Below are 25,778 nucleotides of genomic sequence, written 5' to 3' on the forward strand. Positions count from 1 at the left end.
GGCAGTAATTGTTACCAAGTGTTGCTGTGCGCTTGAATAAAAACTCGTTATTCAGCTACTTTCAAAATATATCGAGCAATCTCGACACTTTCCCCAGGCATATTTCCAGTGAAAATCGGTAATGCCGATTTTCATCGTCATTTTATTTTTTGCGACATTAAGACCGGAGTCGTATGAAAGACTTTCTGCCATTCTCAAAGCCTGCCATGGGCGAGGCCGAGATCCGTGCCGTCAGCGAGGTGCTGCAATCGGGATGGATCACCACGGGTCCGAAAAATCATGAGCTGGAGCAGCGTTTCTGCGAGACCTTTGGCTGCCAGCATGCGGTCGCGCTCTGCTCCGCGACCGCGGGCATGCATGTCACCCTGATGGCGCTGGGGATTGGCCCGGGTGACGAGGTGATCACCCCCTCCCAGACCTGGGTCTCCACCATCAACATCATCACCCTGCTGGGGGCCACCCCGGTCTTTGTCGATGTGGACAGGAATACTCTGATGGTCAGCGTCGACCAGATAGAACCACTCATCACCCCCAACACCCGGGCCATCATCCCGGTCCACTACGCAGGGGCACCGGTCGACCTCGACCCCATCCTCGCCCTAGGTAGCCAGCACGATATTCCAGTTATCGAAGATGCCGCCCATGCAGTCGGCACCCGCTATCGCGCGCGCTGGGTCGGGGAAACCGGCACCGCCATCTTCTCCTTCCACGCCATCAAAAATCTTACCTGTGCCGAGGGAGGCATGCTGGTGACCGATGACCAGGTGCTGGCCGACAAGGCTCGCATGCTGAAATTCCACGGCCTGGGGGTCGATGCCTTCGACCGCATGACGCTGGGACGCAAGCCGCAGGCGGAGGTGCTCATGCCGGGCTTCAAATACAACCTGGCCGACATCAACGCCGCCATCGCTCTGGTGCAGCTGGCCCGACTGCCCGAGCTCAATGCCAAGCGGGTCGAGCTGGTGTCTCGCTACCATGAACGTCTGGCCAACCTGCCGCTGGCACCGCTTGCCATCCCCACCTACCCCCATCTGCATGCCTGGCACCTCTTCATGGTGCGGGTCAACCCCGAGCAGTGCGGCCTCAATCGCGATCAGCTGATGCAGGCGCTACAGGAGCGAGGCATCGGCAGTGGCCTGCATTTTCGCGCTGCACACACCCAGAAGTACTACCGGGAGCGCTATCCGGATCTTTCGCTACCCAACACAGAGTGGAACTCGTCACGGCTCTGCACCCTGCCCCTCTTCCCCGACATGACGCTCTCCGACGTGGATCGGGTCGTGGCAGCCCTGACCGACATACTGGAGTAACAATACGTGAACCATAACGACATCAAACGGGTCTCAGTCATCATCCCCATCTACAACGAGGAGGCGAGCCTGCCGGAACTGCTGCAACGGGTGACCGACACCTGCGAGCAGCTGAGCCAGGATTACGAAGTGATCCTGATCGACGACGGCAGCAATGACCGATCCGCCACCATCATCAGCGAAGCCGCCAATCGCGAAGGGAGCAAGCTGGTCGCCGTGCTGCTCAACCGCAACTATGGTCAGCATGCCGCCATCATGGCGGGCTTCGAGACGGCAACTGGGGATCTGGTGATCACTCTGGATGCGGATCTGCAGAACCCGCCGGAAGAGATCCCGCGGCTGGTCGCCACCGCCATGGAAGGGTATGACGTGGTCGGCACCATCCGCCGAAACCGGCAGGATTCATGGTTTCGCAAGACGGCCTCGCGCTTTATCAACAAGTCGGTACAAAAGGCGACCGGCGTCCAGATGAGCGACTACGGCTGCATGCTGCGCGCCTATCGCCGCCACATCATCGACGCCATGCTCTGCTGTCAGGAGCGCAGCACCTTCATCCCCATCCTGGCCAACAGCTTTGCCCGCCGTACCACAGAGCTGGAGGTGGGCCACGCCGAGCGGGCCCACGGCGAATCCAAATACGGCCTGATGCACCTCATCAACCTGATGTACGACCTGGTCACCTGCATGACCACGGCCCCGCTGCGCCTGCTCAGCATCGTTGGCAGCGTGGTGGCGGGGATCGGCTTCATCTTCTCGATCCTGCTGCTGCTGCTGCGCATGTTACTGGGTGCCGACTGGGCAGCAGATGGCGTCTTCACCCTGTTTGCCATTCTCTTCACCTTTGTCGGCGTACAGCTGATCGGGATGGGACTGCTGGGTGAGTACATAGGCCGAATGTATACCGATGTGCGCGCCCGTCCCCGCTACTTCATTCACCAAATCGTTCGCTCCACCCCGGATGCTTCGCAACAGGAAACTCAATCATGAACGTTGTCGTCTTTGCCTATCACGATATCGGCTGCACCGGTATCGAGTCCCTGCTTCAGGCCGGCTATCAGATCCAGGCGGTCTTTACCCACGCCGACGATCCGGGCGAGAACCGCTTCTTCGACTCGGTCGCCCAGCTCTGTGCCGAGCACGACCTGCCGGTCTTCTCCCCCGAAGACGTAAACCATCCGCTCTGGATTGAGCGCATTCGCGAGCTGGCACCGGAGGCCATCTTCTCCTTCTACTACCGCAACATGCTCAAGCAGGAGATCCTCGATATCCCGACCGTCGGGGCCTTCAACCTGCACGGCTCCCTGCTGCCCGCCTATCGCGGCCGCGCCCCCATCAACTGGTGTCTGGTCAACGGCGAGACCGAGACCGGCATCACCCTGCACCGGATGACGGCCAAACCCGATGCCGGCGATATCGTCGCCCAGCAGGCGGTGGCCATTGCCGACGACGACACGGCGCTGACCCTGCATGGCAAGGTACGCCAAGCTGCCCATGCCCTGCTGGAAGGTGAACTGGTCAAACTCAAACGCGGGGAGAGCCGCTTCACCCCACAGGACGACAGCAAGGCGAGCTACTATGGCCGCCGCACCCCGGCCGATGGCGAACTGCACTGGCACCGCCCGGCCCGCGAGCTCAACAATCTGGTACGCGCCGTCACCCAGCCCTATCCGGGGGCCTTCAGCTTTGCCGGCGATCGCAAGCTGACGGTCTGGAAGGCGCGGCCGCTGGCGCTCCAGAGTAACCAGCAGCCGGGCACCATTCTCTCCCACGACCCGCTGCGCGTGGCCTGTGGTGAAGGAGTGCTGGAGATCCTGGCCGGTCAGGCCGAAGGGGGGCTCTATGTACGCGGCGCCCAACTGGCCCGCGAACTGGGGCTGGTCGAAGGAATGAAGATCGGCGCCAAGGCGAGCAATGCCCTGCGCAAGGCGCGCCTGACCCGGGTGCTGATCCTCGGCGTCAACGGCTTTATCGGCAACCACCTCACCGAGCGTCTGCTCAAGGATGGCGGCTACGAAGTGTATGGCCTCGACATCGGCTCCAGCGCCGTGGATCGCTTCATCGGCCACCCCAACTTCCACTTCGTGGAGGGGGACATCAGCATTCATACCGAGTGGATCGAGTATCACATCAAGAAGTGCGACGTGATCCTGCCACTGGTGGCCATCGCCACCCCCATCGAGTACACCCGTAACCCGTTGCGGGTGTTCGAGCTCGATTTCGAGGAGAACCTCAAGATCGTCCGCTACTGCGTCAAGTACAACAAGCGCATCATCTTCCCCTCCACCTCCGAGGTATACGGGATGTGTGACGATCACAGCTTCGACGAGGATGAATCCCGCCTCATCGTCGGCCCCATCAACAAGCAGCGCTGGATCTACTCCGTCTCCAAGCAGCTGCTGGATCGGGTCATCTGGGCCTACGGCAAGAAAGAGGGGCTCAACTTCACCCTGTTCCGCCCCTTCAACTGGATGGGGCCGCGCCTCGACAGTCTGGACTCCGCCCGCATCGGCAGCTCTCGCGCCATTACCCAGCTCATTCTCAATCTGGTGGACGGTACCCCGATCCAGCTGGTGGATGGCGGCGCCCAGAAGCGCTGCTTTACCGATATCGAGGATGGCATCGAAGCCCTGTTCCGCATCGTCGAGAACAAGGGCGATCGCTGCAACGGCCAGATCATCAACATCGGCAACCCGGATAACGAGGCGAGCATTCGCGAGATGGCGGAGGTGCTGCTCGCCAAGTTCGATGCCCACCCGCTGCGTGACCACTTCCCGCCGTTCGCCGGCTTCAAGCTGGTGGAGAGCAAGTCCTTCTACGGCGACGGCTATCAGGATGTCTCTCACCGTCGTCCGAGCATCCGCAATGCCCGCAAGCTGATCGACTGGGAACCGACCATCGAGATGGAAGAGACCATCGGCAAGACGCTGGACTTCTTCCTGCAAGGGGCGGTCACCACAGGAGTCGAGCATGACTGAAGTGGGTCTGCGGATCGACGTCGATACCTTCAGGGGGACCCGTGACGGGGTTCCCCACCTGCTGCAGCTGCTCGACCGGCATCAGGTGAAGGGGAGTTTCTTCTTTTCGGTCGGTCCCGACAACATGGGGCGCCACCTGTGGCGCCTGCTCAAGCCCCGCTTCCTGCTCAAGATACTGCGTTCCAACGCAGCATCTCTGTATGGGCTCGATATCCTGCTGGCCGGCACCGCCTGGCCCGGCAAGCCAATCGGCAAAGAGCTGGGCTCCCTGATGCGCGACACCGACAGCGCCCGTCACGAGGTGGGGCTGCACGCCTGGGATCACCACGGCTGGCAGGCCAACACCGGTCGCTGGGACGAGGCCGAGCTGATCCGCCAGACCCGGCTCGGAGTCGATGCCCTGAGCGAGATCCTGGGGCGCGAAGTGGATTGCTCCGCAGCAGCAGGCTGGCGAGCCGATCCGCTCACCACCCAGGCCAAGGAGCAGTTCGGCTTTCGCTACAACAGCGACTGCCGCGGCTGCGGCCTGTTCCGCCCCATTCTGGAGGATGGACGGCCCGGCACCCCGCAGATCCCGGTCAACCTGCCCACCTTCGACGAGGTGGTGGGGCATCAGGTGACGGTCGACGGTTTCAACCACTTCCTGCTGGAGCAGCTGACCGCCACACCGCAACAGGGCCCCCATGTCTACACCATCCACGCCGAGGTGGAGGGGATCGTCATGGCGGATCAGTTCGATGCCCTGCTCGGCGAAGCCAAAGCGCGTGGCATCCGTTTCGTCCCCCTTGGCGAGCTGCTCCCGTCCGACCCGACTCAACTACCGACCGGTCACCTGCTGCGCGGCACCCTGCCGGGACGTGAAGGGTGGCTCGGCTGCAAGGCAGCCCCATGAACCCGCTCACCAGATTGCAACCGAGGATCTCATGAAGATGACCCGATGGGCCCTGCCCCTTTTCTTTCTGCTCTTTTACCTGCTGCCGCTCAACCAGCGGATGCTGTGGAGCCCGGACGAAAACCGTTACGCCGAAATCAGCCGGGAGATGGTCACCACGGGTGACTGGGTGGTGCCCCACTTCCTCGGCCTGCGCTACTTCGAGAAACCCATCGCCGGTTACTGGTTCAACAGCCTCAGCCAGCTGATGTTCGGCGAGAGCAACTTTGCCGTCCGCTTCGCCTCGGCCGCCTCGACCGGGCTGAGCGCGTTGCTGGTCTTCTGGTTTACCCTCCAGCTCTGGCAGTGCCGGCGCAAGGCGTGGTTCGCCAGCCTCATCTATCTCTCGACCCTGATTGTCTACGGCATCGGCACCTACAGTGTGCTGGATGCCATGGTGACCCTCTGGCTCAACGCCGCCATGGTGAGCTTCTACCTCATCCGGCAGGAGGGGCCACCCGGTCGCAGGATGGCGGGCTATCTGCTATTTGGTCTCGCCTGCGGCATGGGCTTTCTCACCAAGGGGTTCATCGCGCTGGCGGTACCGGTGATCGTGCTGGTCCCATATATGCTGACCCGGGGACGCCTGCTCGAGCTGGTGCGCTTCGGGCCGCTGGCCATCCTGAGCGCCGCCCTGCTGGCCGCCCCCTGGGCCATCGCCATTCATCAGCGGGAGCCGGACTACTGGCACTACTTCTTCTGGATTGAGCACATCCAGCGTTTCGCCTCGGAAGATGCCCAACACAAATCCCCCTTCTGGTACTACCTGCCGATGGGACTGCTCGGCACCCTGCCCTGGCTGGGACTACTGCCGGGAGCATTCCGACAAGGGTGGCAGGAGCGCAAGGTAGGTCCGCAGACTCTCTATTTGCTGGCCTGGCTGGTACTGCCCTTCATCTTCTTCAGCATCGCCAAGGGCAAGCTGCTCACCTATATTCTGCCCTGCTTCGCCCCGCTGGCCATCCTGCTCGCCAACAGCGCGGTCAATGCCCTGAAGGAGGGACGGGATCAGCCATTTCGCCTCAACGCCTGGATCAACGGCCTGTTTGGCCTGATCTGCGTGGGAGTGCTGGCGGTACTGGCCTTCTCGCCGCAACATGCGGTCTACGGCCGCCACGAGATGGGCAAGCTGGCCATCGCCATGGCCATCTTCGTCGGCTGGTCGCTGCTTGGCTTTATCCAGCTGGTAGCCCCCGCCCGTAGCTGGCAGCTGAGTGCATTCTGTCCCATGGTGCTGGCCATCGCCCTGCCGCTGGCGCTGCCGTTATCGCTGGTGGACTCCAAACTGCCCGAGCACTTCATCAAGGCCAACCGGGAGATCCTGATGGAGTCCCACACCCTGCTGGCCAACGAGGTGGGTACCGCCTCCTCCATCGCCTGGGAGACCAAACGCAGCGAGGTCAACCTGCTCGATAGCATGGGTGAGCTGAGATATGGCCTTGACTATCCCGATGGCAAGGGGCGCTACATCACGCAAGAGGAGTTCCCGAACTGGCTGGCACAGGCACGCAAGAAGGGGCAGGTAGCCCTGTTGCTGCGCACCAATGATGACGAGGAGATCGCTGCGCTGCCTCCGGCAGACCAGACCATCCGCAGTCACCGCTTCACTCTGCTCGTCTACCACGGGAGTCGCTGATGGATATCCTGCTCCTCCTGCTGGTCAGCCTCCTCACCAGTGCGGGACAGATGCTGCAAAAGCAGGCGGTCATCAGCTGGCAACGCACACCGCACGACCACTGGCAGAAGCTCGCTTCCCCCTGGTTTCTGGGGAGCGTTGCAGCCCTTGGCAGCGGTATGCTGCTCTGGATCTACCTGCTACAGCGGCTGCCACTGAGCATGGCCTACCCCATGCTCAGCCTCAATCTGGTGCTGGTGATGCTCGGCTCGCGCCTCTTTTTCCGCGAGCCGGTGAGCAGCCGCAACTGGCTGGGGGCTGCCGCCATCATCGTCGGCGCCCTGTTGTTGGGAGGTCTGCTATGAAGGGTTATCTCTACGTACTGGGCAGCATAGTGCTGGTGACGGTGGCGCAACTCTGCATGAAGTGGGGGGCAATCAGCCTCCCTGAGTGGCAAGCCGATCCCGCCGTGATGCTGGCTCACCCCCTGCCGCTCCTCACCATCGCCATCGGCATCCTCTGCTACGGGCTGTCGCTGCTCTGCTGGCTGGCGGCGCTGCACTCGACGCCGCTCAATATCGCCTACCCGCTGCTCAGCACCAGTTACGGGCTGGTCTATCTGCTGGCGGTGAGCATGCCGGCCTTTGCCGAACCGCTGGTGGCGAGCAAGGCGGCAGGCGTTGCGCTTATCTTCTTCGGCGCAGTGCTGGTCGGCAGCAAACCTGCGGCAAGCAAGCCGGAGCGGCAGACTCCCCCTGCCGGTTCCTGACAAAGGGCAAGGTTAAGCGAAAAAAGAGGCGGCACCCTGTGCCGCCTCTTGTCACTGTCAGGTTGGCCTGCCCCCCTTTATTTGGCGACGTTACCCGCCACGTTCAGGGCATCCCAGGTGCGGGAGAAGGGCGGCGCATAGGCAAAGTCCAGCATGCCGAGCTGCTCGGTGGTCACTCCCATGGTGATGGCCACCGCCAGCGCGTCGATGCGGTGGACCGCCCCCTTGCGACCGAGGATCTGACCACCCAGCAGCCGCTTGCTGCCCGCCTCATAGACCAGCTTGACATGAATGTCGGACTGACCCGGACAGTAGTTGGTGTGGCACTTGTCCTTGATCACCACGGTGCGATAGTCGATACCCATCGCCTTGGCTTCCTGCTCGGAGAGGCCGGTACGACCCGCCTCCAGCCCCAGCACCTTGAGCGCCGCAGAACCGAGGGTACCCGGGAACTCCTGCTCGGCACCCGCCAGGTTCTCGCCCACCATGCGCCCCAGCTTGTTGGCGATGGTGGCGAGCGGTACATAGACCTGCTGCTGCTTCACGCTGTGCCAGACGCTGGCACAGTCACCGGCCGACCAGACGTTGGCCAGCGAGCTGCGCCCCTGCCGATCTACCTTGATGGCGCCGTTGCCGAGTCGCTCGATGCCGGTATCGGCCAGAAACTCGGTGTTGGGCTTGACCCCGGTGCAGACCACCACGATATCGGCCTCGTACTCGCCCTGGCTGGTACGCACGCCGGTCACCCGGCCATCCCCCAGCAGCGCTTCGACCCGCTCACCAAGATGGAGAGAGACTCCCTGCTCGCGCAGCTCGGTTTCGATGTGCTGGGTGATCTCGCCATCAAACGCATCGGAAATAACCCGATCCGCCAGCTCGATAAGACGCACCTCCTTGCCCTGATGTACCAGCGCCTCGACCACCTCCAACCCGATAAAGCCGGAACCGATCACCACGGCGCGGCGATTGCTCTTGTCTTGTACCGCAGCTTTGAGCGCCAGTCCGTCGGCCATCCGGCGCAGACCGAATACCCCCTCCTGCTGCAAGCCGGGGATGGGTGGCATCACTTCGCGGGCGCCGGTGGCGATCATCAGCCGATCGTAGCGATCGGTGAAGGTGTCGCCGTTGTGCTCCACCTGCAGGGTCTGGGCAGTTGCGTCAACGCTCAATACCCGATGGCCAATCTTGACCTCGATACCCTTGGCAGCGAACTGCTCGGGGGTGAACTCGGCCATGTAACCGGGCTCCTGAAACTCGTCACCGACGAAGTAAGGCAGGCCGCAGGCACCGAAAGAGATCACCTCGGAGGCCTCATACACCACGATGTCGGCATCTTTGGCCAGACGGCGCGCCTTGGCCGCCGCACTCATACCGGCGGCTTCACCACCGATGATCAGAATTCTCATAGTTTTTCCTCTCAATGGCGCAGGGAGGGCATGCCCTCCCTGCGGTCTATGACGGGAAAGAGTCGCCCCTTTCCACGGGCAGATCAACCGACAGCAAATCAGACGGTGGACTCTTCGCCGTCCAGACTCACTTCGTGATCGCTGTTGAACACATGCATGTCGGTCTCGCCCATCAGGCGGCTGGTGACCGTCCCTGCGGTGATGGAGCCGGAAACGTTGAGCGCGGTACGGCCCATGTCGATCAGCGGCTCGATGGAGATGAGCAGACCGGCCAGCGCCACCGGGAAGTCCAGCGCGGAGAGCACGATCAGCGCGGCAAAAGTGGCGCCACCGCCAATGCCGGCCACCCCGAAGGAGCTGACGGTGATGATGGCGATCAGGGTCATGATAAAGCCGGGATCCATCGGGTTGACCCCGACGGTCGGGGCAATCATCACGGCCAGCATGGCCGGATAGATACCGGCACAGCCGTTCTGGCCGATGGTGGAACCGAAGGAGGCGGCGAAGTTGGCGATCCCCTCCGGAATACCCAGCGACTTGGTCTGGGTCTGCACGTTCATCGGAATGGAGCCCGCACTGGTGCGCGAGGTGAAGGCAAACGCCAGCACCGGAGTGATCTTCTTGAGGAAGCGCAGCGGGTTGATGCCGACCATGCTCACCAGCAGCAGGTGCACGACAAACATGATGGCGATGGCGCCGTAAGAGGCCATCACAAAGCTGAGCAGGTTGAGGATGTCAGCATAGTTGGAACCGGAGACCACCTTGGACATCAGCGCCAGCACGCCAAACGGGGTCAAGCGCAGCACCAGGGTCACCATTCGCATCACGATGGCATGAGCCACAGCCACGAAGTGGCTGAAGCTGGCGAAAATCTCCGGCTTCTTGCGGGCGATGCCGGTGGCAGAGAGGCCGATGAAGATGGAGAAGATCACCACGGCGATGGTGGAGGTCTTGCGCGCGCCAGTCATGTCGAGGAAGGGGTTGGCCGGAATAAACTCAAGCATCATCTTGGCGAAAGACATGCTCTCGACGCTGCCGAGGGTGGTCTGCAGCGCGGCGCCCCGGGCGCTCTCGGCGGCACCGGAGGTGAGCCCTTCAGCGGTCAGGCCAAACAGGTTGGACATCAGGATGCCCGCCCCGGCGGCGATGGCGGTGGTGAAGATCAGCACGCCTATGGTCATGGCGCTGATCTTGCCCAGCGCAGTGCCGCCATTGAGCTTGAGGATGGCGCTGATGATGGAGACCATGATGAGCGGGATGATGATCATCTGCAGCAGCTTCACATAGCCGCTACCCACGATATCCAGATAGTCGATGGTCTGAACAATGACGGGCGAACCTGCACCGTAAAGCAGTTGCAACGCGGCGCCGAACAGAATACCGAGCCCCAGACCGGCAAATACCCGGCGGGTGAAGCTCACATGTTTTTCCTGTAACCGGTAGAGAAAGAACAGCAAGATGGCGGCGATGGCCAGATTGCCGATAACGCTAAATGTCATGGTATGACTCCCCAAAAAGCGGGCTTGCGCCCGAGAAACAAGAGCAAGCGCCATGCTTGCCCTGGCAACCGTGTCAGACGGTCTGCGCCGTCGTGACAAGAACAAGGGGGTCTATCGCCCCCTTGTCACAGATTCACTGCTTCTGCTGTTTCGCTCGCATGATGTTGATGATTTCGATGTCGGTATCCAGCATCCCCTCTTTGGAGAGGCGGCCCAGATTGGCGATGGTCTGGTCCACATCATCGGAAACGATCCCCTCGCTCTGGGGGACATGCAGGTTGTTGATGGCCATCAGCGAAGACTTTACCGCCGCCGAGGTGGAGGTGGAGACCTTCATGGAGCAGGCGCTGCCCGCGCCGTCGCAGATGATGCCAGAGACATCGCCAATCATGTTGTTGATGCAGTGGCTGATCTGCTGATACTGGCCGCCCAGCAGCCAGGTGATGGCGGCACCGGCACCCATGGCGGCGGTACTGGCGGCGCAGAGGGCCGACAGCTTGTTCTGATAGGTCTTGATGTAGATGGCCACCAGATGGCTCATCACCAGTGCCCGGGTCAGCTGCTCGTCGCTCGCCTTGAGGAAGCGGGCGGCCGCGACCACCGGCATGGTGGCGGCAATGCCCTGATTTCCGGAACCGGAGTTGGACATGGCGGGCAGCATGGCACCATCCATCCGCGCATCGGAGGCGGCGGAGGAGAGGCGCATCGCCAGGGTCATCAGGTCATCGGAGAGCAGCTTGCGCTCCACCTGTTCGGTGAGGATCTTGCCGATCTTCAGGCCGTAACCCTGCAACCCTTCATCTGCCAGCGCCTGATTCATGGTGGCGGCCTCGCGGATAAAGTCGATCTCCGCCAGCGGCACTTCCAATGCAAAATCGACGATCTCCCGCAGGGTCATGGTCGGTTTGGCGGATTTGGCTGGCTGGATCTGCACGCCGGGGGCACTGGCCTGCTCCATCAGAACCTCGCCATCCTTCTCCATCAGGATGATACGGGTGTGGTCGGTGCAGATCACCACCCGGGCACTATGGCCTTCAACTTCGGCCAGCACCTCGGCGTAGAGCACATCCGGTACATCCTTCACATCCACCTTGATGGCGGGCAGCAGCGCCTTGGCCGCTTCCACCTGTTCTGGTGTGAGGGTCTTGAGCACCTCCAGCCCGGCATCGGGATTGCCCCCTGTTATACCGACCGCAGCGGCTACCGGCAGGCCGATCATGCCGGTGCCCGGCACCCCGACTCCCATGCCGTTCTTGAACAGATTGCCACTGACCCAGACGCTGATGCGGGTCGGGGTCTCCCCCAGCAGCTTGCGGCAGTTGGCTGCCGCCAGCGCCACCGACATCGGCTCGGTGCAGCCCAGGGCCGGCACCACTTCACGCTTGAGCAGGGTAACAAAGTCGGTCCATTGTGGTTTCATCTGTGCATTCTCATCTTGGTAGTGCAATACCTGTCATCGCCACAGGCAACAGCATGGTAAAAAAGGGTGACACTGGGTCAACATCAAGCAGGAACGCGTCGCCGTGGCGTCGCGAGAGAGGTGGCCGTCTGATGACAGCCCATACCAATCAACTTAATTTGATTTTAATATCAATAAAATCAAATTAAGTTGCGCAACATCGCTTTTTCAGCGCCATTATGCCCATCTTTTAACAAAGCGCGACAAATTGTGATGTAACGCACAGACGGAGGGGCTGCCTAGAGATGGTAGCGGGCCAGTAGTTGCTTGTAGGCAGCAGTTTTTTTGAATGCCTTGAGGGTGGAAGAAAAGCGGATGGCCAGCTGGTCGTGGCCTGGCTTGTGGGTAAACGCGAGGAAATTGCGGTTGTCGTCGGTCAGCAGGCGCATGCCATGATCCACCTGATCCTGCAGCCCCTGAGTGTGCAGCAGATAGTGACCAACCCGTTCGTTGAGCACTACCCCGTCCAGCCGACCGGCCATCATCAGGTGGAGCTGCTTGACGGCATTCCCCTCCCCCGTCATCGGTACCCGTATCACCTCGGGATCGGTCAGAAAATCGGGGCTGTAGGCATAGTCTTCCTGAATACCTATCCGCAGACCTTTGAGATCGGAGAGCTGCCTGAAATCCACCGGGCGAGCTGCCGGATAGAAGAGCACTTCGCCGCTGTAAGAGAGCGGCTCTTCGGGGTAGTGAAGCCAGTGCTGGCGGGAAGGTTCAAAGAAGACGTCGACTACCGCATCCCCCTGCTTGAGACGGGCCTGCTGCAGAACCCGCTTCCAGGGCAGCACCCTGATTTCAGTGCGATAACCCATCTGGCGCAACACGGTACAGGCCAGATCGAGATCGGCGCCGGCCAGCTCGCCATTGTCACCACGCATCACATAAGGGGGCCACAGCTCGGTCAGCAGCGTCAGAGTCGGCGGCTCGTCTGTCGCCACAGCCGAACCAGCACCAAACAGGGAGGCCAGCAGCCAACCGTACAACCCGATCCTTCGCCAACCCTGACACCACATCATGGAGATCCCTCATGGTCCGTATGGATTGAGGATATACAAGGGATGAGCAATAAAAAAGGAGGCCGAAGCCTCCTTGATATCCAGTCTCTGAATGGCACTTACAGTGCTTTCAGGATTGCCTCGACGCTGGCCTTGGCATCGCCAAACAGCATCTGGGTATTCTCTTTGAAGAACAGCGGGTTCTGGACACCGGCGTAGCCAGTGTTCATGGAGCGCTTGAAGCCGATGACGTTCTGCGCTTTCCACACTTCCAGCACCGGCATACCGGCGATCGGGCTGCCCGGATCTTCCATCGCGGCCGGGTTGACGGTGTCGTTGGCACCAATCACCAGCACGGTGTCGGTATCGGCGAAGTCGTCGTTGATCTCGTCCATTTCCAGAACGATGTCATACGGGACTTTCGCTTCCGCCAGCAGCACGTTCATGTGGCCAGGCAGACGACCGGCAACCGGGTGGATACCGAAGCGCACCTTGACGCCACGATCACGCAGCTTCTGGGTGATTTCAGCCACCGGATACTGTGCCTGCGCCACCGCCATACCGTAGCCCGGGGTGATGATGACGGAGCTGGAGTTTTTCAGCAGGTCAGCCACTTCCTCGGCGCTGGTTTCGCGGTATTCGCCCATCTCCTGATCAGCCGTGGAGGCCACGCCATCGGAGCCGAAGCCACCGGCGATCACGGAGATGAAGGAGCGGTTCATCGCCTTGCACATGATGTAAGAGAGGATCGCACCGGAGGAACCCACCAGGGCACCGGTGACGATCAGCAGGTCGTTGGAGAGCATGAAGCCCGCCGCCGCCGCCGCCCAACCGGAGTAGGAGTTCAGCATGGAGACTACCACCGGCATGTCTGCGCCACCGATGGAGGCAACCAGATGCCAGCCGAAGGCGAAGGCGATCAGGGTCATCACCAGCAGGGCGAAGGTAGAGCCGCCCGCGTTGACGAAGTAGACCATCAGCGCCAGAGAAGCGACCACGGCCAGCAGGTTCAGCTTGTGGCGGTGCGGCAGCATCAGTGGCTTGGAGGAGATCAGACCGCGCAGTTTGCCGAAGGCAACCACGGAACCGGTAAAGGTTACGGCACCGATGAAGACGCCCAGGAAGATCTCGACCAGATGGATGTTCAGCATGGCGCCGGTCAGGTGCTCGACCTGGGCAACGCTGTTGGCCTGCTCGAACGCCGCACGGGCGGCTGCCAGAGTGGCATCCAGGTTGGAACCGACGGAGACGACCACCTCAGCAGGTGCAGAGGGGTGCAGATCGATGAAGCTGTTGAAGCCCACCAGCACCGCTGCCATACCCACGAAGCTGTGCAGCACGGCCACCAGCTCGGGCATCTCGGTCATTTCGACCTTGAGTGCCAGACGCACGCCGATGGCACCGCCGATCACCATGGCCAGAATGATCCAGTGAACACCACTGGTCTCCGGGTTGAATACGGTGGCGAGCAGGGCGATAGCCATACCCGCGATACCGAACAGGTTGCCATGCTTGGCCGTTTCTTGCTTCGACAGTCCCGCGAGACTGAGGATGAAGAGCACGGCGGCAACGATATAGGATGCTGTTACCAGTCCTTGAGACACGTTAAACCCCCTTAATCCTTACGGAACATCTTCAGCATGCGCTGAGTGACGGTGAAACCGCCGAAGATGTTGATACTGGCAATCAGCACGGCGATGAACGCCAGCGCGGTGACCAGGGTCGACCCTTGCCCGATCTGCAGCAGGGCACCGACCACGATAATGCCGGAGATGGCATTGGTGACCGACATCAGCGGCGTGTGCAGGGCGTGAGAGACGTTCCACACCACGTAATAACCGACCACACAGGCCAGGATAAATACGGTGAAGTGGGAGAGGAAGGCTGCCGGGGCAACGGACGCAATCCAGCCGAAGGCGGCGATGCCGAGAGCACCGAACACGAACTTCTTGTTGGAGGGCTTGGCCTCTTCCTTCTTGGCGGTCGGTTTGGCGGCGGCCGGTTTCTGCGGGGCGGCAGAGACGGAGATGGCGGGCGGCGGGAAGGTCACTTCACCGGCCTGGATCACCGTCATGTTGCGCTGAACCACGTCCTCGAAGTCGATGGCAACGTTGCCGTCCTTCTCCTTGCACATCAGCTTCATCAGGTTGACCAGGTTGGTACCGTAGAGCTGGGAGGATTGGGCAGGCAGACGGCCCGGCAGATCGGTGTAACCAATCACCTTGACGCCGTTGGCGGTGACATGCAGTTCACCCGGCACTGTGTATTCACAGTTGCCGCCAGCCTGAGCGGCCATGTCCACGATGACGGAGCCCGGCTTCATGCTGTCGACCATCTCTTTGGTGATCAGCTTGGGAGCCGGCTTGCCCGGGATCAGGGCGGTGGTGATGATGATATCCACCTCTTTGGCCTGCTGGGCGAACAGCTCCATCTCGGCCTTGATGAACTCATCGGACATGACTTTGGCGTAACCATCGCTGGATGCGCCGTCTTCGCCACCGAAGTCCAGCTTGAGGAATTCCCCACCCATGGATTCGATCTGCTCGGCCACTTCCAGACGGGTATCGAACGCACGCACGATGGCACCGAGGGAACCGGCCGTACCGATGGCGGCCAGACCGGCTACACCGGCACCGATCACCAGCACCTTGGCAGGCGGCACTTTACCGGCTGCGGTGATTTGACCGGTGAAGAAGCGACCGAACTGGTGCGCAGCTTCAACCACGGCGCGATAGCCACCGATGTTGGCCATGGAGGAGAGGGCATCGAGGGACTGGGCACGGGAGATCCGCGGCACCATATCCATCGCCATTACATTGATGTTGCGCTCGGACAGCTTCTTGACCAGCTCAGGGTTCTGGGCAGGCCAGATGAAGCTAATCAGAGTGGCGCCATCTTTAATTTGTGCGATCTCGGCATCGGTCGGCGCATTGACCTTGAAGATAAGGTCGGCTTGCCAGACATTCGGCACCACGCTGGCACCGGCAGCCTCGAAGGCGGCATCATCGAAGCTGGCCGACAGGCCTGCGCCGGTCTCGATGGCGACCTCGAAGCCGAGCTTTTTCAGCTGCTCGACGGTAGCCGGGGTCGCTGCGACCCGGGTCTCACCGGCGAGACTCTCTCTCGGTATTCCAATCTGCATGACTATTCCCTGATGGTTAATAAACAATCGCTGCCCAGTGTCTCACTTCTGACGAAACAAGACATGACCAAAGTGCAGGTCCAGGGCTCTTTGTTATGAAAATCAGTAGGCTTTACCTCAACCTCCTGTCATGGTCAGGCCCCCGCTTTTCAGGCGCGAAGGTGATTAGTATCAAATTTTGGAGTTTTATTACAACCGCAGTCCCGACGGCACTCGTACAGAATTCAGCCCATCCCTGGCTACGATTAAAAAAAACAAACCAAATTAGAGGCTTATACCAGTAAAAACGGCTGAAAAAAGTGATCCAACCAGTCAAAAAAAATGTTTTACCGGCCCTCTATCTTAGCGTTTTTTGTTCTTACGAAATCCGCTTTCGTCTCACTTCTCGCAGCGAAACGCCGAAAAGTAACATTTTCCCAACAAAAGCGGGGCCGCTCAGCCGCCAGATGGCGGGAGAGGGCCCCGGCAATTCAATCGTTTCGCCCGTTTGGCACCGATTGGAGGCCCTTACCAGGCCGCTTCATAAATATGCTGGCTCTGCACCAGATCGATATCGCCGTGCTCGCCGATGGCAGTCATACCGTGCTCCCCCAGCTTGCCGATCAGAGTGTCGATACCCAGATCTTTCAGACCGTAGTCGCGCAGTCGGGTCTTGACCCCCATCCGCTCGAAGAAGTCGCGGGTAGCGGCGATGGCATCGTCGATGCGCTCCGCTTCGCTGCCGCTGCTCAGACCCCACACCCGCTCTGCGTATTGCAGCAGCTTGGCATGCTTCTGTTTGCGCTTGGCCTGCAGCAGGGCGGGCAGCACCACCGCCAGAGTCTGGGCGTGGTCTAGGCCGTGCAGGGCAGTCAGCTCGTGACCCAGCATGTGGGTGGCCCAATCCTGCGGCACACCGGCGCCGATCAGGCCGTTCAACGCCATGGTGGCACTCCACATGATGTTGGCGCGCACCTCGTAGTTGTGCGGCTCGGCCAGCGCCTTGGGGCCCTCTTCGATCAGGGTCAGCAGCAAGCCTTCGGCGAAGCGATCCTGCACCTTGGCATTGACCGGATAGGTGAGGTACTGCTCAACGATGTGAACAAAGGCATCCACTACCCCGTTCGCCACCTGACGCTCGGGCAGGGTGTAGGTGAGCACCGGATCCAGCACGGCGAAGCGCGGCATCACGAACGGCGAGAAGAAGTGCACCTTGTCGCCACTGCTGCGACGGGTGATGACGGCACCCATGTTCATTTCGGAACCGGTCGCCGGCAGGGTCAGCACCGAGCCGAGCGGGATGGCGGAGCGCACTTCGCTACCGACGGTTTCGAGAATGTGCCAGGGATCCTTGGCCAGATCGTAGTGCGCGGCAGCGGCGATAAACTTGGTGCCATCGAGCACGGAGCCACCGCCAACGGCGAGCAGGAAGTCGACCCGCTCGGCACGGGCCAGCTCCACGGCCCCCATCAGGGTCTCGTAGGCCGGGTTCGGCTCGATGCCGCCAAATTCAAACAGGGTCATACCAGCCAGCTCGTTGCGGATCTGCTCCAGCAAGCCGCTGCGTACCACGCTGCCGCCACCGTAGGTGATCATGACGCGGGCGTCGCTCGGAAGCTGCTCGCGCAGCTGGGCGATCTGCCCTTGGCCGAACAGGATTTTGGTCGGGGTATGGAGAGTAAAGTTGTTCATCGACATTGCCTTCTTCTGATAGTCGGGGCGGCCAGGCCGCGAAATCGTGATTGCATTTTTCTCCAGAACCACTCTACCATCAAGACAACATCCTGCTTGATTCTTGCCTATTTCTACAAAGCAGCGAAAACCGGAACAGTCGAATCAAAGAGCACCCATGCAAAACCGTTACAGCGACCTCGCAACCAGATTGACCCGCCACGTCACCGCCCCCGGCATCACCCCATCACCGGTGAAACAGGTCAACCTCATCTATACCACCGAGCACCATGGCCGTACCCCGGTGCTCTACCAACCGCGGATGATCGTTATCCTGCAGGGACACAAGGTGGGTTATCTGGCGGATCAGGTGTTTCGCTACGACCCCAACCACTATCTGCTGATGACCCTGCCGCTGCCCTGCGAGTGCGAGTGCTTCGCCTCCCCCGAGCAGCCGCTTATCGGGTTTACCATCGAGATCGATCTGGTAACCCTGCAAGAGCTGCTGCTGGAGCTGGGCGATGCCCTGCCCGCCCCCGCGCCACAAAAGAGCGGCGTCCACTCGGTCCCCCTGTCGGAAACCATGTTCTGCGCTGCCGAGCGACTGATCGAGCTGATGGACAACCCGCTGCACGCCAGGGTGCTGGGACCGCAGACGGTGCGGGAGATGCTGTTCCACGCTCTCACCGAGGGGGGCGGCCCGGCGCTGCAGGCGCTCGCCAATCGCCACAACCATGTGGGCCAAATCGCCCGGGTGCTGCGTATGATAGAGTCCCGTTATGCCGACAACCTCACCATGGAGGAGCTGGCGCGAGAGGTGAACATGAGCGTCTCCGCCTTTCACCACCACTTCAAGGCGGTCACCGCTACCTCGCCGTTGCAGTACATCAAGTCGTTTCGCCTGCACAAGGCGCGAATGATGATGCTGCACGACGGCATCAAGGCGGGCACCGCGGCGGCCAGAGTCGGTTACGAGAGCAACTCCCAGTTCAGTCGGGAGTACAAGCGCTTCTTCGGCAGCACGCCGACGGATCAGGCCTCCCGCTTCCGGGATGGCCAGCTGCGCATCATCGAGGGATAACAAGAGAGGGATTACTTATGCGTTCACTGCTTTGCCTGTTCACCGCTTTACTGCTGACGGCCTGTACCGGGATTGCCGACGGCATTCGCCCCGTTACCGGCTTCCAGCTCGACCGTTATCTTGGCACCTGGTACGAAATCGCCCGCCTCGACCACAGTTTCGAGCGGGGGCTGGAGCAGGTGAGCGCCACTTACAGCCTGCGGGACGATGGCGGCGTCAAGGTGCTCAACCGCGGCAAGCAGAGCGATGGCAGCTGGCGCGAAGCCGAGGGCAAGGCCTACTTCGTCGGCAACCCAGACGAGGCGCGGCTCAAGGTGAGTTTCTTCGGCCCCTTCTACGGCGGCTACAACGTCATCGACCTCGACCCCGATTACCAGCTCTCGCTGGTGACCAGCTACAACCACGACTACCTCTGGATCCTCTCCCGCTCACCCAACCCGCCCAAGGCGAAGGTGGATGCGCTGGTCGCCAAGGCGAAGTCGCTGGGCTTTGCCACCGACCAGCTGATTTGGGTCAAGCAGAACCCTTAAGCCAGTCGTGAAATGACAAAGGGCAGCCCGCGGGCTGCCCTTTCTGTTGCTGGCGTGGCGGGATGTCAGAGCCGGAAGCGGCCGATCTCCTGCTCCAGCCGCTCGGTCAGCGACTTGAGCTCGGCCGCCTGCGCCGCCTCATTGCCCGCCTGCTCGGCCAGCTCTTGCGAGACGTGGCGGATATTCTCGGTATTGCGGCTGATCTCGCCGGTCACTGAAGTCTGCTCCTCGGCCGCCGCGGCGATCTGGGTCGCCATGTCGCTGATGGAGCCGATCGCCTCGTTGATCCGGGCAAGGCTCTGGTTGGCCGCTTCCGCATCCTCGACGCTGGTACCCGCCAGCTGACGGCTGGTCTCCATGCCACCCACGGCGCGACGGGTGGTCTGCTGCAGGGTCTCGATCATCTGCTGGATCTCGTCGGTGGAGTCGTGGGTGCGGCGCGACAGCACCCGCACCTCGTCCGCCACCACCGCAAAACCACGGCCCTGCTCACCGGCCCGGGCCGCCTCGATGGCAGCGTTGAGCGCCAGCAGGTTGGTCTGCTCGGCGATGCCGCTGATGGTCGCCAGAATGCCGCTGATCTTCTGGGCATGGCTGTCGAGCTCGTTGATGATCTGGCTGGCATCGGCCACTTCGTCCGCCAAACCGGTAATGCTGCGCTGACTCTGGCCAACCTGGGATTGGCCGGCGACCGCCAGTGCGACCGCATCGGTGGCGGTGGTGGCAGCAAACTCGGCGTTACCGGCGATCTCCTGGGTAGCGGAAGCCATCTCGGTCACCGCGGTCGCCACCATCACGATCTCGTCCTGCTGCTGGCGCACCCGCTGACTGCGAGCCTGCGCCCCGGCCGCCTGGACACGGGACTGTGCCGCCAGCTCGACGGTCACATCGCGCAACCGGCTGACGATGCCGTGCAGCCGCGCCACGAACTGGTTGAAGTTCTGTGCCAGCTGACCCACCTCATCCTTGCTGTGGGTGTTGATGTGAACGGTGAGATCCCCCTCGCCGTGGGCGATGTCGTGCAGAGCGTGCGCGACCCGACCGAGATCGGCGAACAGGTATTTGAAGGTGGCGGTGAGCAGGGCGCTGAACACCAGCATCAGCACCAGGGTCAGCCCCACCAGCTCCCACAGCAGACTGCTGAGCGGCGCCTCCAGCACATCGCGATACATCACCATGGCCAGCAGCCAGTCGGTGCCCGGCACCGGTTGTACTGCCAGCAGCACATCCCGCCCGTCGAGGGTGGCGGCGTGCAGCTCGCTGTTTTCGCGGCCCCACTGCTGGAAGGTGGCGGCAGAGAGTCCCGGCGCCAGCTCGGCGATGGGCTTGAGCGCCAAATCCTTCTGCGGATGGCCGACGATGAGGCCGCTGCTGTCGAGCAGCATGGCGTAGCCCTCACCCTGCACCTTCATCGCCAGCACTTCGTCGATCAGCTTGTCGAGCGCCAGGTTGGCCCCCACGGCACCGACCAGCTCGCCCTGATGGCGTACCGGCTCGGAAAGAGTGACCACCAGCTTCTGCATGGTGACGCTGACATAGGGGGCGGTGACGATCAGCTGCCCCGCCTTCACCGCATCCTGATACCAGGGGCGCTCGCGCGGGTCATAGTTGCCGGTGTTGAGGGAGGGATCCTGCCGGGTCATCACCCCCTGCGCGGAGCCAAAATAGGTGAGCCCGAACCCACCGGAGGTATAGGCCTGCTTCAGGTGGGGCACCAGCTCGGCTTGGGGATTATCGCTGATCAGATTGACCAGCGCATGGACGGTGTTCTTGCGATCCGTCATCCATTCGCCGATGGCGACCGAGTAGGCGTGGCCATAGTTGACCGCCTCGCTCTGGATGGCGCTCATGGTGCGGGATTTTAGGGTGTGAAAGGCAACGATGCCGAGCAGTGATGCCATCAGCAGCACTACGCCAAGACTGGTGGCCAGCAGCTTGCCGCGCAGAGAGAGGGTCATGACGACGAATCCTTGTTGTTGTGTCAGGCAGGGAAAACCCTGATGTATCAAAGGCTATCGGCCGCAATATGAACAGACTTTAGTGAATCTGTATATTTTCCCATCTATCAACAACAGAACGCGCTATTCGTGTGAAGCAGAACGCTATTCCATGCTACTGACTCTTGTAACAACAAAGCAGCAGGCCGCCCGAAGGCGGCCTGTCACTTACCCCTGATATGCACCGGCGGAGTAGGTCAGCTCATAGCTGTGGCTGTAGATCTCGATGATGTTGCCGAAGGGATCTTCCATGTAGACCATGCGGTAGGGCTTCTCGCCCGGGTAGTACTCGCGCACCGGCATCCGCTGCTTGCCGCCCGCTGCGACGATGCGCGCCGCCAGCCCCTCGACATCCGGATCCTGCACGCTGAAATGGAACACCCCGGTCTTCCAGAATTCGAAGTTGTTCTCACAGCGCTCGCTGTTGGGGAACTCGAACAGTTCGATGCCGATCTTGTCGCCGGTAGAGAGGTGGGCGATGCGAAAACAACCCCAGCCCGGGCCAAACACGTCGTTGCACATCACGCCGATGGCGGAGTTATCCTCGGTGATGGTGGTCGCCGGCATGATGAGATACCAGCCCATCACCTTGGTATAGAACTCGACCGCTTTGTCGAGGTCAGTCACCGTGATGCCGATGTGGGAGAAGTTGCGCGGGTAAGTCATAAGTCACCTTGAAATTGTGTGTGGGAAACAGGTGACATGATAGGAAGAGGCGCCATAATGAAAAATAAGGTCAAACTAATGGAAGACATAAATTAAATTTATGGTTAATCCACTCTGGCTCCACACCCTGGTGGTGGTGCATGAAACCGGCAGCTTTACCCGCGCCGCCGAGCGGCTGGATCTCACCCAGGCCGCCGTCAGTCAGCATATCTCGCGTCTCGAGGCCGAATTTGGCACCCTGCTGCTGCGCAAGCCCCGTCAGCTGGAGCTCACTCCGCGCGGGTTGGTGCTGCTCGACTTCGCCCGCCAGCAGGAGCAGGCCGCCGAACAGCTGCGAGCGCGCCTCTCTGACGATGACCCTCACCGCGGCGCCATCACCCTGTCCACCCCGGGCAGCATCGGTCTGCTGCTCTATCCCCTGCTGCTCGACCAGCAACAGGAGCACCCCGGACTCACCATCCAGCACCGCTTTGCCCCCACCCCCGACATAGTGCAGGCGGTACTGGCGGGGCGCAGCGATCTGGGACTGGTGGATCAGCCGCCTGAACACCTCAGCATCGCCGCCGAGCCCTTCGCCCGCGAACCCCTCTGTCTGGTGGTGCCCAACGATGGCAAGGAGCCGAGCTGGCAGTACCTCTGTCAGCTCGGCTTTATCGACCACCCGGATGGCCGCAGCATGGCACAACGCCTGTTGGGACGACGCTACCCCGGCCAGCGCGTTGACGAGATCCCGCTGCGCGGCTTTACCAACCAGATCGGCCTGATCCTGGAGCCGGTCGCCCGCGGCCTCGGCTTTACCGTGCTGCCCCGCTTCGCCGTCACCGCCTTTGCCCAGCAGGAGAAGATCCGGGTGATCCAGAGCAGCATTGAAGTGATCGACACCCTCTGGCTGATCTACCGCGCCGAGTGGCCGCTCCCCGCCCGCCACCAGCGGCTGGTCACCGTCCTGAAACAGCGGGTTGCTGCACACTGAACGCTCTTGCGGCAGACATCGAGATCAATGTGGCCACAGTCACCGAGGGCTAGCGGCAAGAAGGAGAAGAGAAAGGAGAGGTGGATAAATGGGCGAATGCCGGAAATGCGAAAGGCCAGCTCAATGAGCTGGCCTCTCTGAAAATGGCAGGGGCGGCAGGACTCGAACCCGCAACCATCGGTTTTGGAGACCGCTGTTCTACCAATTGGAACTACGCCCCTGCAACAAACGAGGCGTAGTATACAAAGTGGAGATCAAAGGTAAAGGCTTTTTTTACGCTTTCGATGTGATTGCACAAATCCCGAACAAGTCGCGCTTGTTTGTGCAGCAAAGCGGGATAACTTGCTGTATTTGCAGCCCTGCCGGGGTAGGAATGGGACATAAATGGGGGTAGGGTGAAATCAGGTACCGGGAGGCCACTTATGCTCAATTACCGACTGCTCCAACAACTGGCGCCCCTCAACTTCAGGGATGAACGCAAAACAGAGCCCCTGCCCGCCTATCTTGAACGGGTCGCGCCGCTGGTGCCCTTTATTCCTGAAAATGTGCTCTCCCAGTGGATTTACCGCCATTGGCGCGGTTTTGAGTCCAACTGGAGCTTTATCGATCTCGCCAGCCATCAATTCACCTGTGAAAGCTGGCCCACCGCGCAACTGGTGGATCAGGTGGACTCCCGCCATATGGAGGTGATCGAGCGCTGGGGCGAGATGCTGCGCAGCAACCGCTATGTGCGTCGCTCCTGGCTCGGCGAGAAGATGCTGAGCGAAGGCACCTGGCCGGAACCTGTCATCGTGCTGGCGCCGGAGGAGGGAGCCAGCTACCCGAACGGTCATCCCCTACCCCGCCCCTACTGCCTGCTGGAAGGACACCACAGACTCGGTTATTTGCGCGCCATGGCCCGCGATGGGGAATCGCTGCAAGAGACGCACAAGGTGTGGATTTGTCGTCATGTTTCCGTCACTTAAACGTTTTTCATGCTGAAATTGGCATCGTAAATAAAATTTTGACAATTAAAAAAGCGGCCCTATAATCTGTCCGGTTTTGAAAAAGGTCGGGACGAAACGATGCAGTTTTTAATTCAGAAAACAGCCTTGCAGACGGGTGGTGCGCACCAGAGCGGCCCCGTTGTTTCCGGTTCCCACCCCAACGATCCCCAGTTATTTTTAAAAAAAGCCCCTGTTTCAGGGGCTTTTTTTTGTGCCCGAAAAACCTCCAATGATGTCAAAGGGAATGCAGACGATGACCAATCCACTCTATAAGAAACATGTCATCTCCATTTCGGACCTGACCCGGTCAGAAATGGAACTGGTAGTCTCAACCGCACAACGGTTGAAGGCTGAACCTGACACCAGCCTGTTGAAAGACAAGCTGGTTGCCAGCTGCTTCTTCGAAGCCTCCACCCGCACCCGCCTCTCGTTCGAGACCGCGGTACAGCGCCTTGGCGGCAACATCATCGGCTTCGCCGACGGTGGCAACACCAGCGCCAAGAAGGGCGAGACGCTGGCTGACTCCATCAAGATCATCGGTTCCTACTCGGATGCGGTGGTGATGCGCCACCCGAAAGAGGGCGCGGCCCGTCTGGCCTCCGAGTTCTCCCGCGTGCCGGTCATCAACGGCGGCGACGGCTCCAACCAGCATCCGAGCCAGACCCTGCTCGACCTGTTCACCATCCATGAGACCCAGGGTCGTCTGGACAACCTCAACGTCGCCTTCGTCGGTGACCTGAAATATGGCCGCACCGTGCACTCGCTGGCCCAGGCCCTCAGCCTGTTCAACTGCCGCTTCTTCTTCATCTCCCCGGAAGCGCTGGCGATGCCGGACTACATCTGCGAAGAGCTGGAAGAGAAGGGCATCCAGTTCAGCGTCCACCAGACCATGGAAGAGGTGATGCCGGAGCTGGACATCCTCTACATGACCCGCGTCCAGAAAGAGCGCTTCGACGAGACCGAATACAAGCACATGGCCGCCAAGTTCATTCTGGAGCTGGCGACCCTGGAAGGGGCCAAGCCCACTATGAAGATCCTGCATCCCCTGCCCCGCGTCGACGAGATCGATGTTGCGGTCGACAAGACCCCCCACGCTTGCTACTTCCAGCAGGCGGAGAACGGGGTCTATGCACGCCAGGCGCTGCTGGCACTGGTACTGAACGAAACTGTCTGAGCTTAGGGGAATATCATGTCTGACAAGAACCAACTGCAAGTCGAAGCCATCCGTCACGGCTCCGTCATCGATCACATCCCCGCAGGCCAGGGCATCAAGATCCTCAAGCTGTTCCAGCTGGTCGAAACCCAGGAGCGGATCACCGTCGGCTTCAACCTGAAATCCGGCGCGCTGGGCAAGAAGGATCTCATCAAGATTGAGAACACCCGCCTGACCGAGCAACAAGCCAACCAGCTGGCGCTGTTCGCCCCGAAAGCGACCGTCAACATCATTGAAGACTTCAATGTGGTGAAGAAGCACCAGCTGGAGTTGCCGGAGTTCATTGCCGGGGTATTCCACTGCCCCAACTCCAACTGCATCTCCCACAACGAGCCGGTAGACAGCTACTTCCGGGTGCGCGAAGTGAAAGGCGTGGTGCGGATGAAGTGCAAATATTGCGAGAAGTCCTTCACTCAGGACATCGTCAGCGAGCGTTACTGATATCTGATTGGGCCCCGCGGGGCCCATTTTTGAACCCTGTCACATCACCAAATTTCCAGTCAGCTATAATTTGCCATCGCAAGATGGTAATGCCCGTTCATTCCCTGCATATAGATGGATTATCAGTGTTTTTGCCT

Annotated in this window: 23 protein-coding genes and 1 tRNA gene; 14 read left to right on the forward strand and 10 right to left on the reverse strand. The window is 60.8% G+C overall.

What is annotated here, in order from left to right; all coding sequences use genetic code 11:
- Positions 1-173 precede the first annotated feature (173 nt).
- Genes arnB through arnF form a run of 7 tightly spaced genes read left to right on the forward strand, consistent with a single transcriptional unit; the run spans position 174 to position 7,600 of the window.
- Positions 174-1,310, forward strand: coding sequence for a UDP-4-amino-4-deoxy-L-arabinose aminotransferase (gene arnB, locus G5367_RS12980; protein WP_421245081.1), 1,137 nt, complete (start codon positions 174-176; stop codon positions 1,308-1,310).
- A 6-nt stretch (positions 1,311-1,316) separates the two neighbouring features.
- On the forward strand, positions 1,317-2,297 hold the full coding sequence (gene arnC, locus G5367_RS12985; protein WP_421245080.1) for an undecaprenyl-phosphate 4-deoxy-4-formamido-L-arabinose transferase: 981 nt from the start codon (positions 1,317-1,319) through the stop codon (positions 2,295-2,297).
- A complete protein-coding gene (arnA, locus tag G5367_RS12990) occupies positions 2,294-4,285 on the forward strand; it encodes a bifunctional UDP-4-amino-4-deoxy-L-arabinose formyltransferase/UDP-glucuronic acid oxidase ArnA (protein WP_421245079.1) in 1,992 nt (663 codons plus the stop codon). The genes arnC and arnA overlap by 4 nt, the downstream gene beginning before the upstream one ends.
- Positions 4,278-5,177: a 4-deoxy-4-formamido-L-arabinose-phosphoundecaprenol deformylase gene (gene arnD / locus G5367_RS12995; RefSeq protein WP_421245078.1), complete on the forward strand. Its 900-nt coding sequence runs from the start codon at positions 4,278-4,280 to the stop codon at positions 5,175-5,177. Before arnA ends, arnD begins: the two co-directional genes overlap by 8 nt.
- A gap of 31 nt (positions 5,178-5,208) precedes the next feature.
- Entirely contained in the window at positions 5,209-6,852 is a 1,644-nt protein-coding gene (gene arnT, locus G5367_RS13000; protein ID WP_041234025.1) for a lipid IV(A) 4-amino-4-deoxy-L-arabinosyltransferase, read from the forward strand.
- On the forward strand, positions 6,852-7,196 hold the full coding sequence (locus G5367_RS13005; RefSeq protein WP_421245077.1) for an EamA family transporter: 345 nt from the start codon (positions 6,852-6,854) through the stop codon (positions 7,194-7,196). Before arnT ends, G5367_RS13005 begins: the two co-directional genes overlap by 1 nt.
- Positions 7,193-7,600, forward strand: coding sequence for a 4-amino-4-deoxy-L-arabinose-phosphoundecaprenol flippase subunit ArnF (gene arnF / locus G5367_RS13010; RefSeq protein ID WP_337073285.1), 408 nt, complete (start codon positions 7,193-7,195; stop codon positions 7,598-7,600). Before G5367_RS13005 ends, arnF begins: the two co-directional genes overlap by 4 nt.
- A 77-nt stretch (positions 7,601-7,677) precedes the next feature.
- Here arnF and G5367_RS13015 read toward each other — a convergent pair whose 3' ends face one another.
- The 7 genes from G5367_RS13015 to yqhD form a co-directional block, all read right to left on the reverse strand.
- Positions 7,678-9,006, reverse strand: a complete 1,329-nt coding sequence (locus G5367_RS13015; RefSeq protein ID WP_421294454.1) for a CoA-disulfide reductase — start codon at positions 9,004-9,006, stop codon at positions 7,678-7,680.
- A 98-nt stretch (positions 9,007-9,104) separates the two neighbouring features.
- Complete coding sequence (locus G5367_RS13020) at positions 9,105-10,505, reverse strand: L-cystine transporter (protein WP_421294456.1); 1,401 nt, start codon at positions 10,503-10,505, stop codon at positions 9,105-9,107.
- Between the two features lie 133 nt (positions 10,506-10,638).
- Positions 10,639-11,925: a serine dehydratase subunit alpha family protein gene (locus G5367_RS13025; protein WP_421245075.1), complete on the reverse strand. Its 1,287-nt coding sequence runs from the start codon at positions 11,923-11,925 to the stop codon at positions 10,639-10,641.
- 278 nt (positions 11,926-12,203) lie between these two features.
- Entirely contained in the window at positions 12,204-12,983 is a 780-nt protein-coding gene (locus G5367_RS13030) for a substrate-binding periplasmic protein (protein ID WP_421245074.1), read from the reverse strand.
- A 98-nt stretch (positions 12,984-13,081) separates the two neighbouring features.
- Entirely contained in the window at positions 13,082-14,566 is a 1,485-nt protein-coding gene (gene pntB / locus G5367_RS13035; protein WP_005339759.1) for a Re/Si-specific NAD(P)(+) transhydrogenase subunit beta, read from the reverse strand.
- Between the two features lie 11 nt (positions 14,567-14,577).
- Entirely contained in the window at positions 14,578-16,104 is a 1,527-nt protein-coding gene (gene pntA / locus G5367_RS13040) for a Re/Si-specific NAD(P)(+) transhydrogenase subunit alpha (RefSeq protein WP_421245073.1), read from the reverse strand.
- A gap of 507 nt (positions 16,105-16,611) precedes the next feature.
- A complete protein-coding gene (gene yqhD / locus G5367_RS13045; protein ID WP_201958756.1) occupies positions 16,612-17,775 on the reverse strand; it encodes an alcohol dehydrogenase in 1,164 nt (387 codons plus the stop codon).
- 157 nt (positions 17,776-17,932) lie between these two features.
- Here yqhD and G5367_RS13050 point away from each other — a divergent pair, with 157 nt between their 5' ends.
- Entirely contained in the window at positions 17,933-18,835 is a 903-nt protein-coding gene (locus tag G5367_RS13050) for an AraC family transcriptional regulator (protein WP_005339751.1), read from the forward strand.
- A 17-nt stretch (positions 18,836-18,852) separates the two neighbouring features.
- Entirely contained in the window at positions 18,853-19,365 is a 513-nt protein-coding gene (locus tag G5367_RS13055) for a lipocalin family protein (RefSeq protein WP_019446574.1), read from the forward strand.
- Between the two features lie 65 nt (positions 19,366-19,430).
- On the opposite strand, the gene G5367_RS13060 is transcribed toward G5367_RS13055, so the two are convergent.
- The gene (locus tag G5367_RS13060; RefSeq protein WP_245148195.1) at positions 19,431-21,323 is read right to left on the reverse strand and encodes a methyl-accepting chemotaxis protein; all 1,893 of its coding nucleotides are present in this window, start codon (positions 21,321-21,323) and stop codon (positions 19,431-19,433) included.
- Positions 21,324-21,530: 207 nt separating this feature from the next.
- Complete coding sequence (locus G5367_RS13065) at positions 21,531-22,028, reverse strand: lactoylglutathione lyase family protein (protein WP_421245181.1); 498 nt, start codon at positions 22,026-22,028, stop codon at positions 21,531-21,533.
- 100 nt (positions 22,029-22,128) lie between these two features.
- Here G5367_RS13065 and G5367_RS13070 point away from each other — a divergent pair, with 100 nt between their 5' ends.
- Entirely contained in the window at positions 22,129-23,001 is an 873-nt protein-coding gene (locus tag G5367_RS13070) for a LysR family transcriptional regulator (RefSeq protein ID WP_421294460.1), read from the forward strand.
- 144 nt (positions 23,002-23,145) lie between these two features.
- Here G5367_RS13070 and G5367_RS13075 read toward each other — a convergent pair.
- Positions 23,146-23,222 (reverse strand) — tRNA-Trp (locus G5367_RS13075).
- Between the two features lie 201 nt (positions 23,223-23,423).
- On the opposite strand from G5367_RS13075, the gene G5367_RS13080 reads away from it, so the two are divergent.
- From G5367_RS13080 to pyrI, 4 genes are all read left to right on the forward strand, one after another.
- Complete coding sequence (locus G5367_RS13080) at positions 23,424-23,966, forward strand: hypothetical protein (RefSeq protein ID WP_421294462.1); 543 nt, start codon at positions 23,424-23,426, stop codon at positions 23,964-23,966.
- A gap of 99 nt (positions 23,967-24,065) precedes the next feature.
- Positions 24,066-24,260 carry a hypothetical protein gene (locus G5367_RS13085; protein WP_013724188.1) on the forward strand — a complete coding sequence of 65 codons (195 nt, stop codon included), beginning with the start codon at positions 24,066-24,068 and terminating at the stop codon, positions 24,258-24,260.
- Positions 24,241-25,161 (forward strand): aspartate carbamoyltransferase, encoded by a 921-nt coding sequence (gene pyrB / locus G5367_RS13090; RefSeq protein WP_005339735.1) that lies wholly within the window; start codon positions 24,241-24,243, stop codon positions 25,159-25,161. Before G5367_RS13085 ends, pyrB begins: the two co-directional genes overlap by 20 nt.
- Before the next feature lie 15 nt (positions 25,162-25,176).
- Positions 25,177-25,641 (forward strand): aspartate carbamoyltransferase regulatory subunit, encoded by a 465-nt coding sequence (gene pyrI, locus G5367_RS13095; RefSeq protein WP_005339730.1) that lies wholly within the window; start codon positions 25,177-25,179, stop codon positions 25,639-25,641.
- Positions 25,642-25,778 lie beyond the last annotated feature (137 nt).

This window comes from Aeromonas sp. 604282, from assembly GCF_049170575.1.
In the GTDB taxonomy this organism is placed as follows: Bacteria; Pseudomonadota; Gammaproteobacteria; order Enterobacterales; family Aeromonadaceae; genus Aeromonas; species Aeromonas veronii_A.

Coding starts and splice junctions, on each gene's coding strand:
- arnB (WP_421245081.1), top strand. CDS start 174: ATGAAAGACTTTCTGCCATTCTCAAAGCCTGCCATGGGCGAGGCCGAG.
- arnA (WP_421245079.1), top strand. CDS start 2,294: ATGAACGTTGTCGTCTTTGCCTATCACGATATCGGCTGCACCGGTATC.
- arnD (WP_421245078.1), top strand. CDS start 4,278: ATGACTGAAGTGGGTCTGCGGATCGACGTCGATACCTTCAGGGGGACC.
- arnT (WP_041234025.1), top strand. CDS start 5,209: ATGAAGATGACCCGATGGGCCCTGCCCCTTTTCTTTCTGCTCTTTTAC.
- G5367_RS13005 (WP_421245077.1), top strand. CDS start 6,852: ATGGATATCCTGCTCCTCCTGCTGGTCAGCCTCCTCACCAGTGCGGGA.
- arnF (WP_337073285.1), top strand. CDS start 7,193: ATGAAGGGTTATCTCTACGTACTGGGCAGCATAGTGCTGGTGACGGTG.
- G5367_RS13015 (WP_421294454.1), bottom strand. CDS start 9,006: ATGAGAATTCTGATCATCGGTGGTGAAGCCGCCGGTATGAGTGCGGCG.
- G5367_RS13020 (WP_421294456.1), bottom strand. CDS start 10,505: ATGACATTTAGCGTTATCGGCAATCTGGCCATCGCCGCCATCTTGCTG.
- G5367_RS13025 (WP_421245075.1), bottom strand. CDS start 11,925: ATGAAACCACAATGGACCGACTTTGTTACCCTGCTCAAGCGTGAAGTG.
- G5367_RS13030 (WP_421245074.1), bottom strand. CDS start 12,983: ATGATGTGGTGTCAGGGTTGGCGAAGGATCGGGTTGTACGGTTGGCTG.
- pntA (WP_421245073.1), bottom strand. CDS start 16,104: ATGCAGATTGGAATACCGAGAGAGAGTCTCGCCGGTGAGACCCGGGTC.
- yqhD (WP_201958756.1), bottom strand. CDS start 17,775: ATGAACAACTTTACTCTCCATACCCCGACCAAAATCCTGTTCGGCCAA.
- G5367_RS13050 (WP_005339751.1), top strand. CDS start 17,933: ATGCAAAACCGTTACAGCGACCTCGCAACCAGATTGACCCGCCACGTC.
- G5367_RS13055 (WP_019446574.1), top strand. CDS start 18,853: ATGCGTTCACTGCTTTGCCTGTTCACCGCTTTACTGCTGACGGCCTGT.
- G5367_RS13060 (WP_245148195.1), bottom strand. CDS start 21,323: ATGACCCTCTCTCTGCGCGGCAAGCTGCTGGCCACCAGTCTTGGCGTA.
- G5367_RS13065 (WP_421245181.1), bottom strand. CDS start 22,028: ATGACTTACCCGCGCAACTTCTCCCACATCGGCATCACGGTGACTGAC.
- G5367_RS13070 (WP_421294460.1), top strand. CDS start 22,129: ATGGTTAATCCACTCTGGCTCCACACCCTGGTGGTGGTGCATGAAACC.
- G5367_RS13080 (WP_421294462.1), top strand. CDS start 23,424: ATGCTCAATTACCGACTGCTCCAACAACTGGCGCCCCTCAACTTCAGG.
- G5367_RS13085 (WP_013724188.1), top strand. CDS start 24,066: ATGCAGTTTTTAATTCAGAAAACAGCCTTGCAGACGGGTGGTGCGCAC.
- pyrB (WP_005339735.1), top strand. CDS start 24,241: ATGACCAATCCACTCTATAAGAAACATGTCATCTCCATTTCGGACCTG.
- pyrI (WP_005339730.1), top strand. CDS start 25,177: ATGTCTGACAAGAACCAACTGCAAGTCGAAGCCATCCGTCACGGCTCC.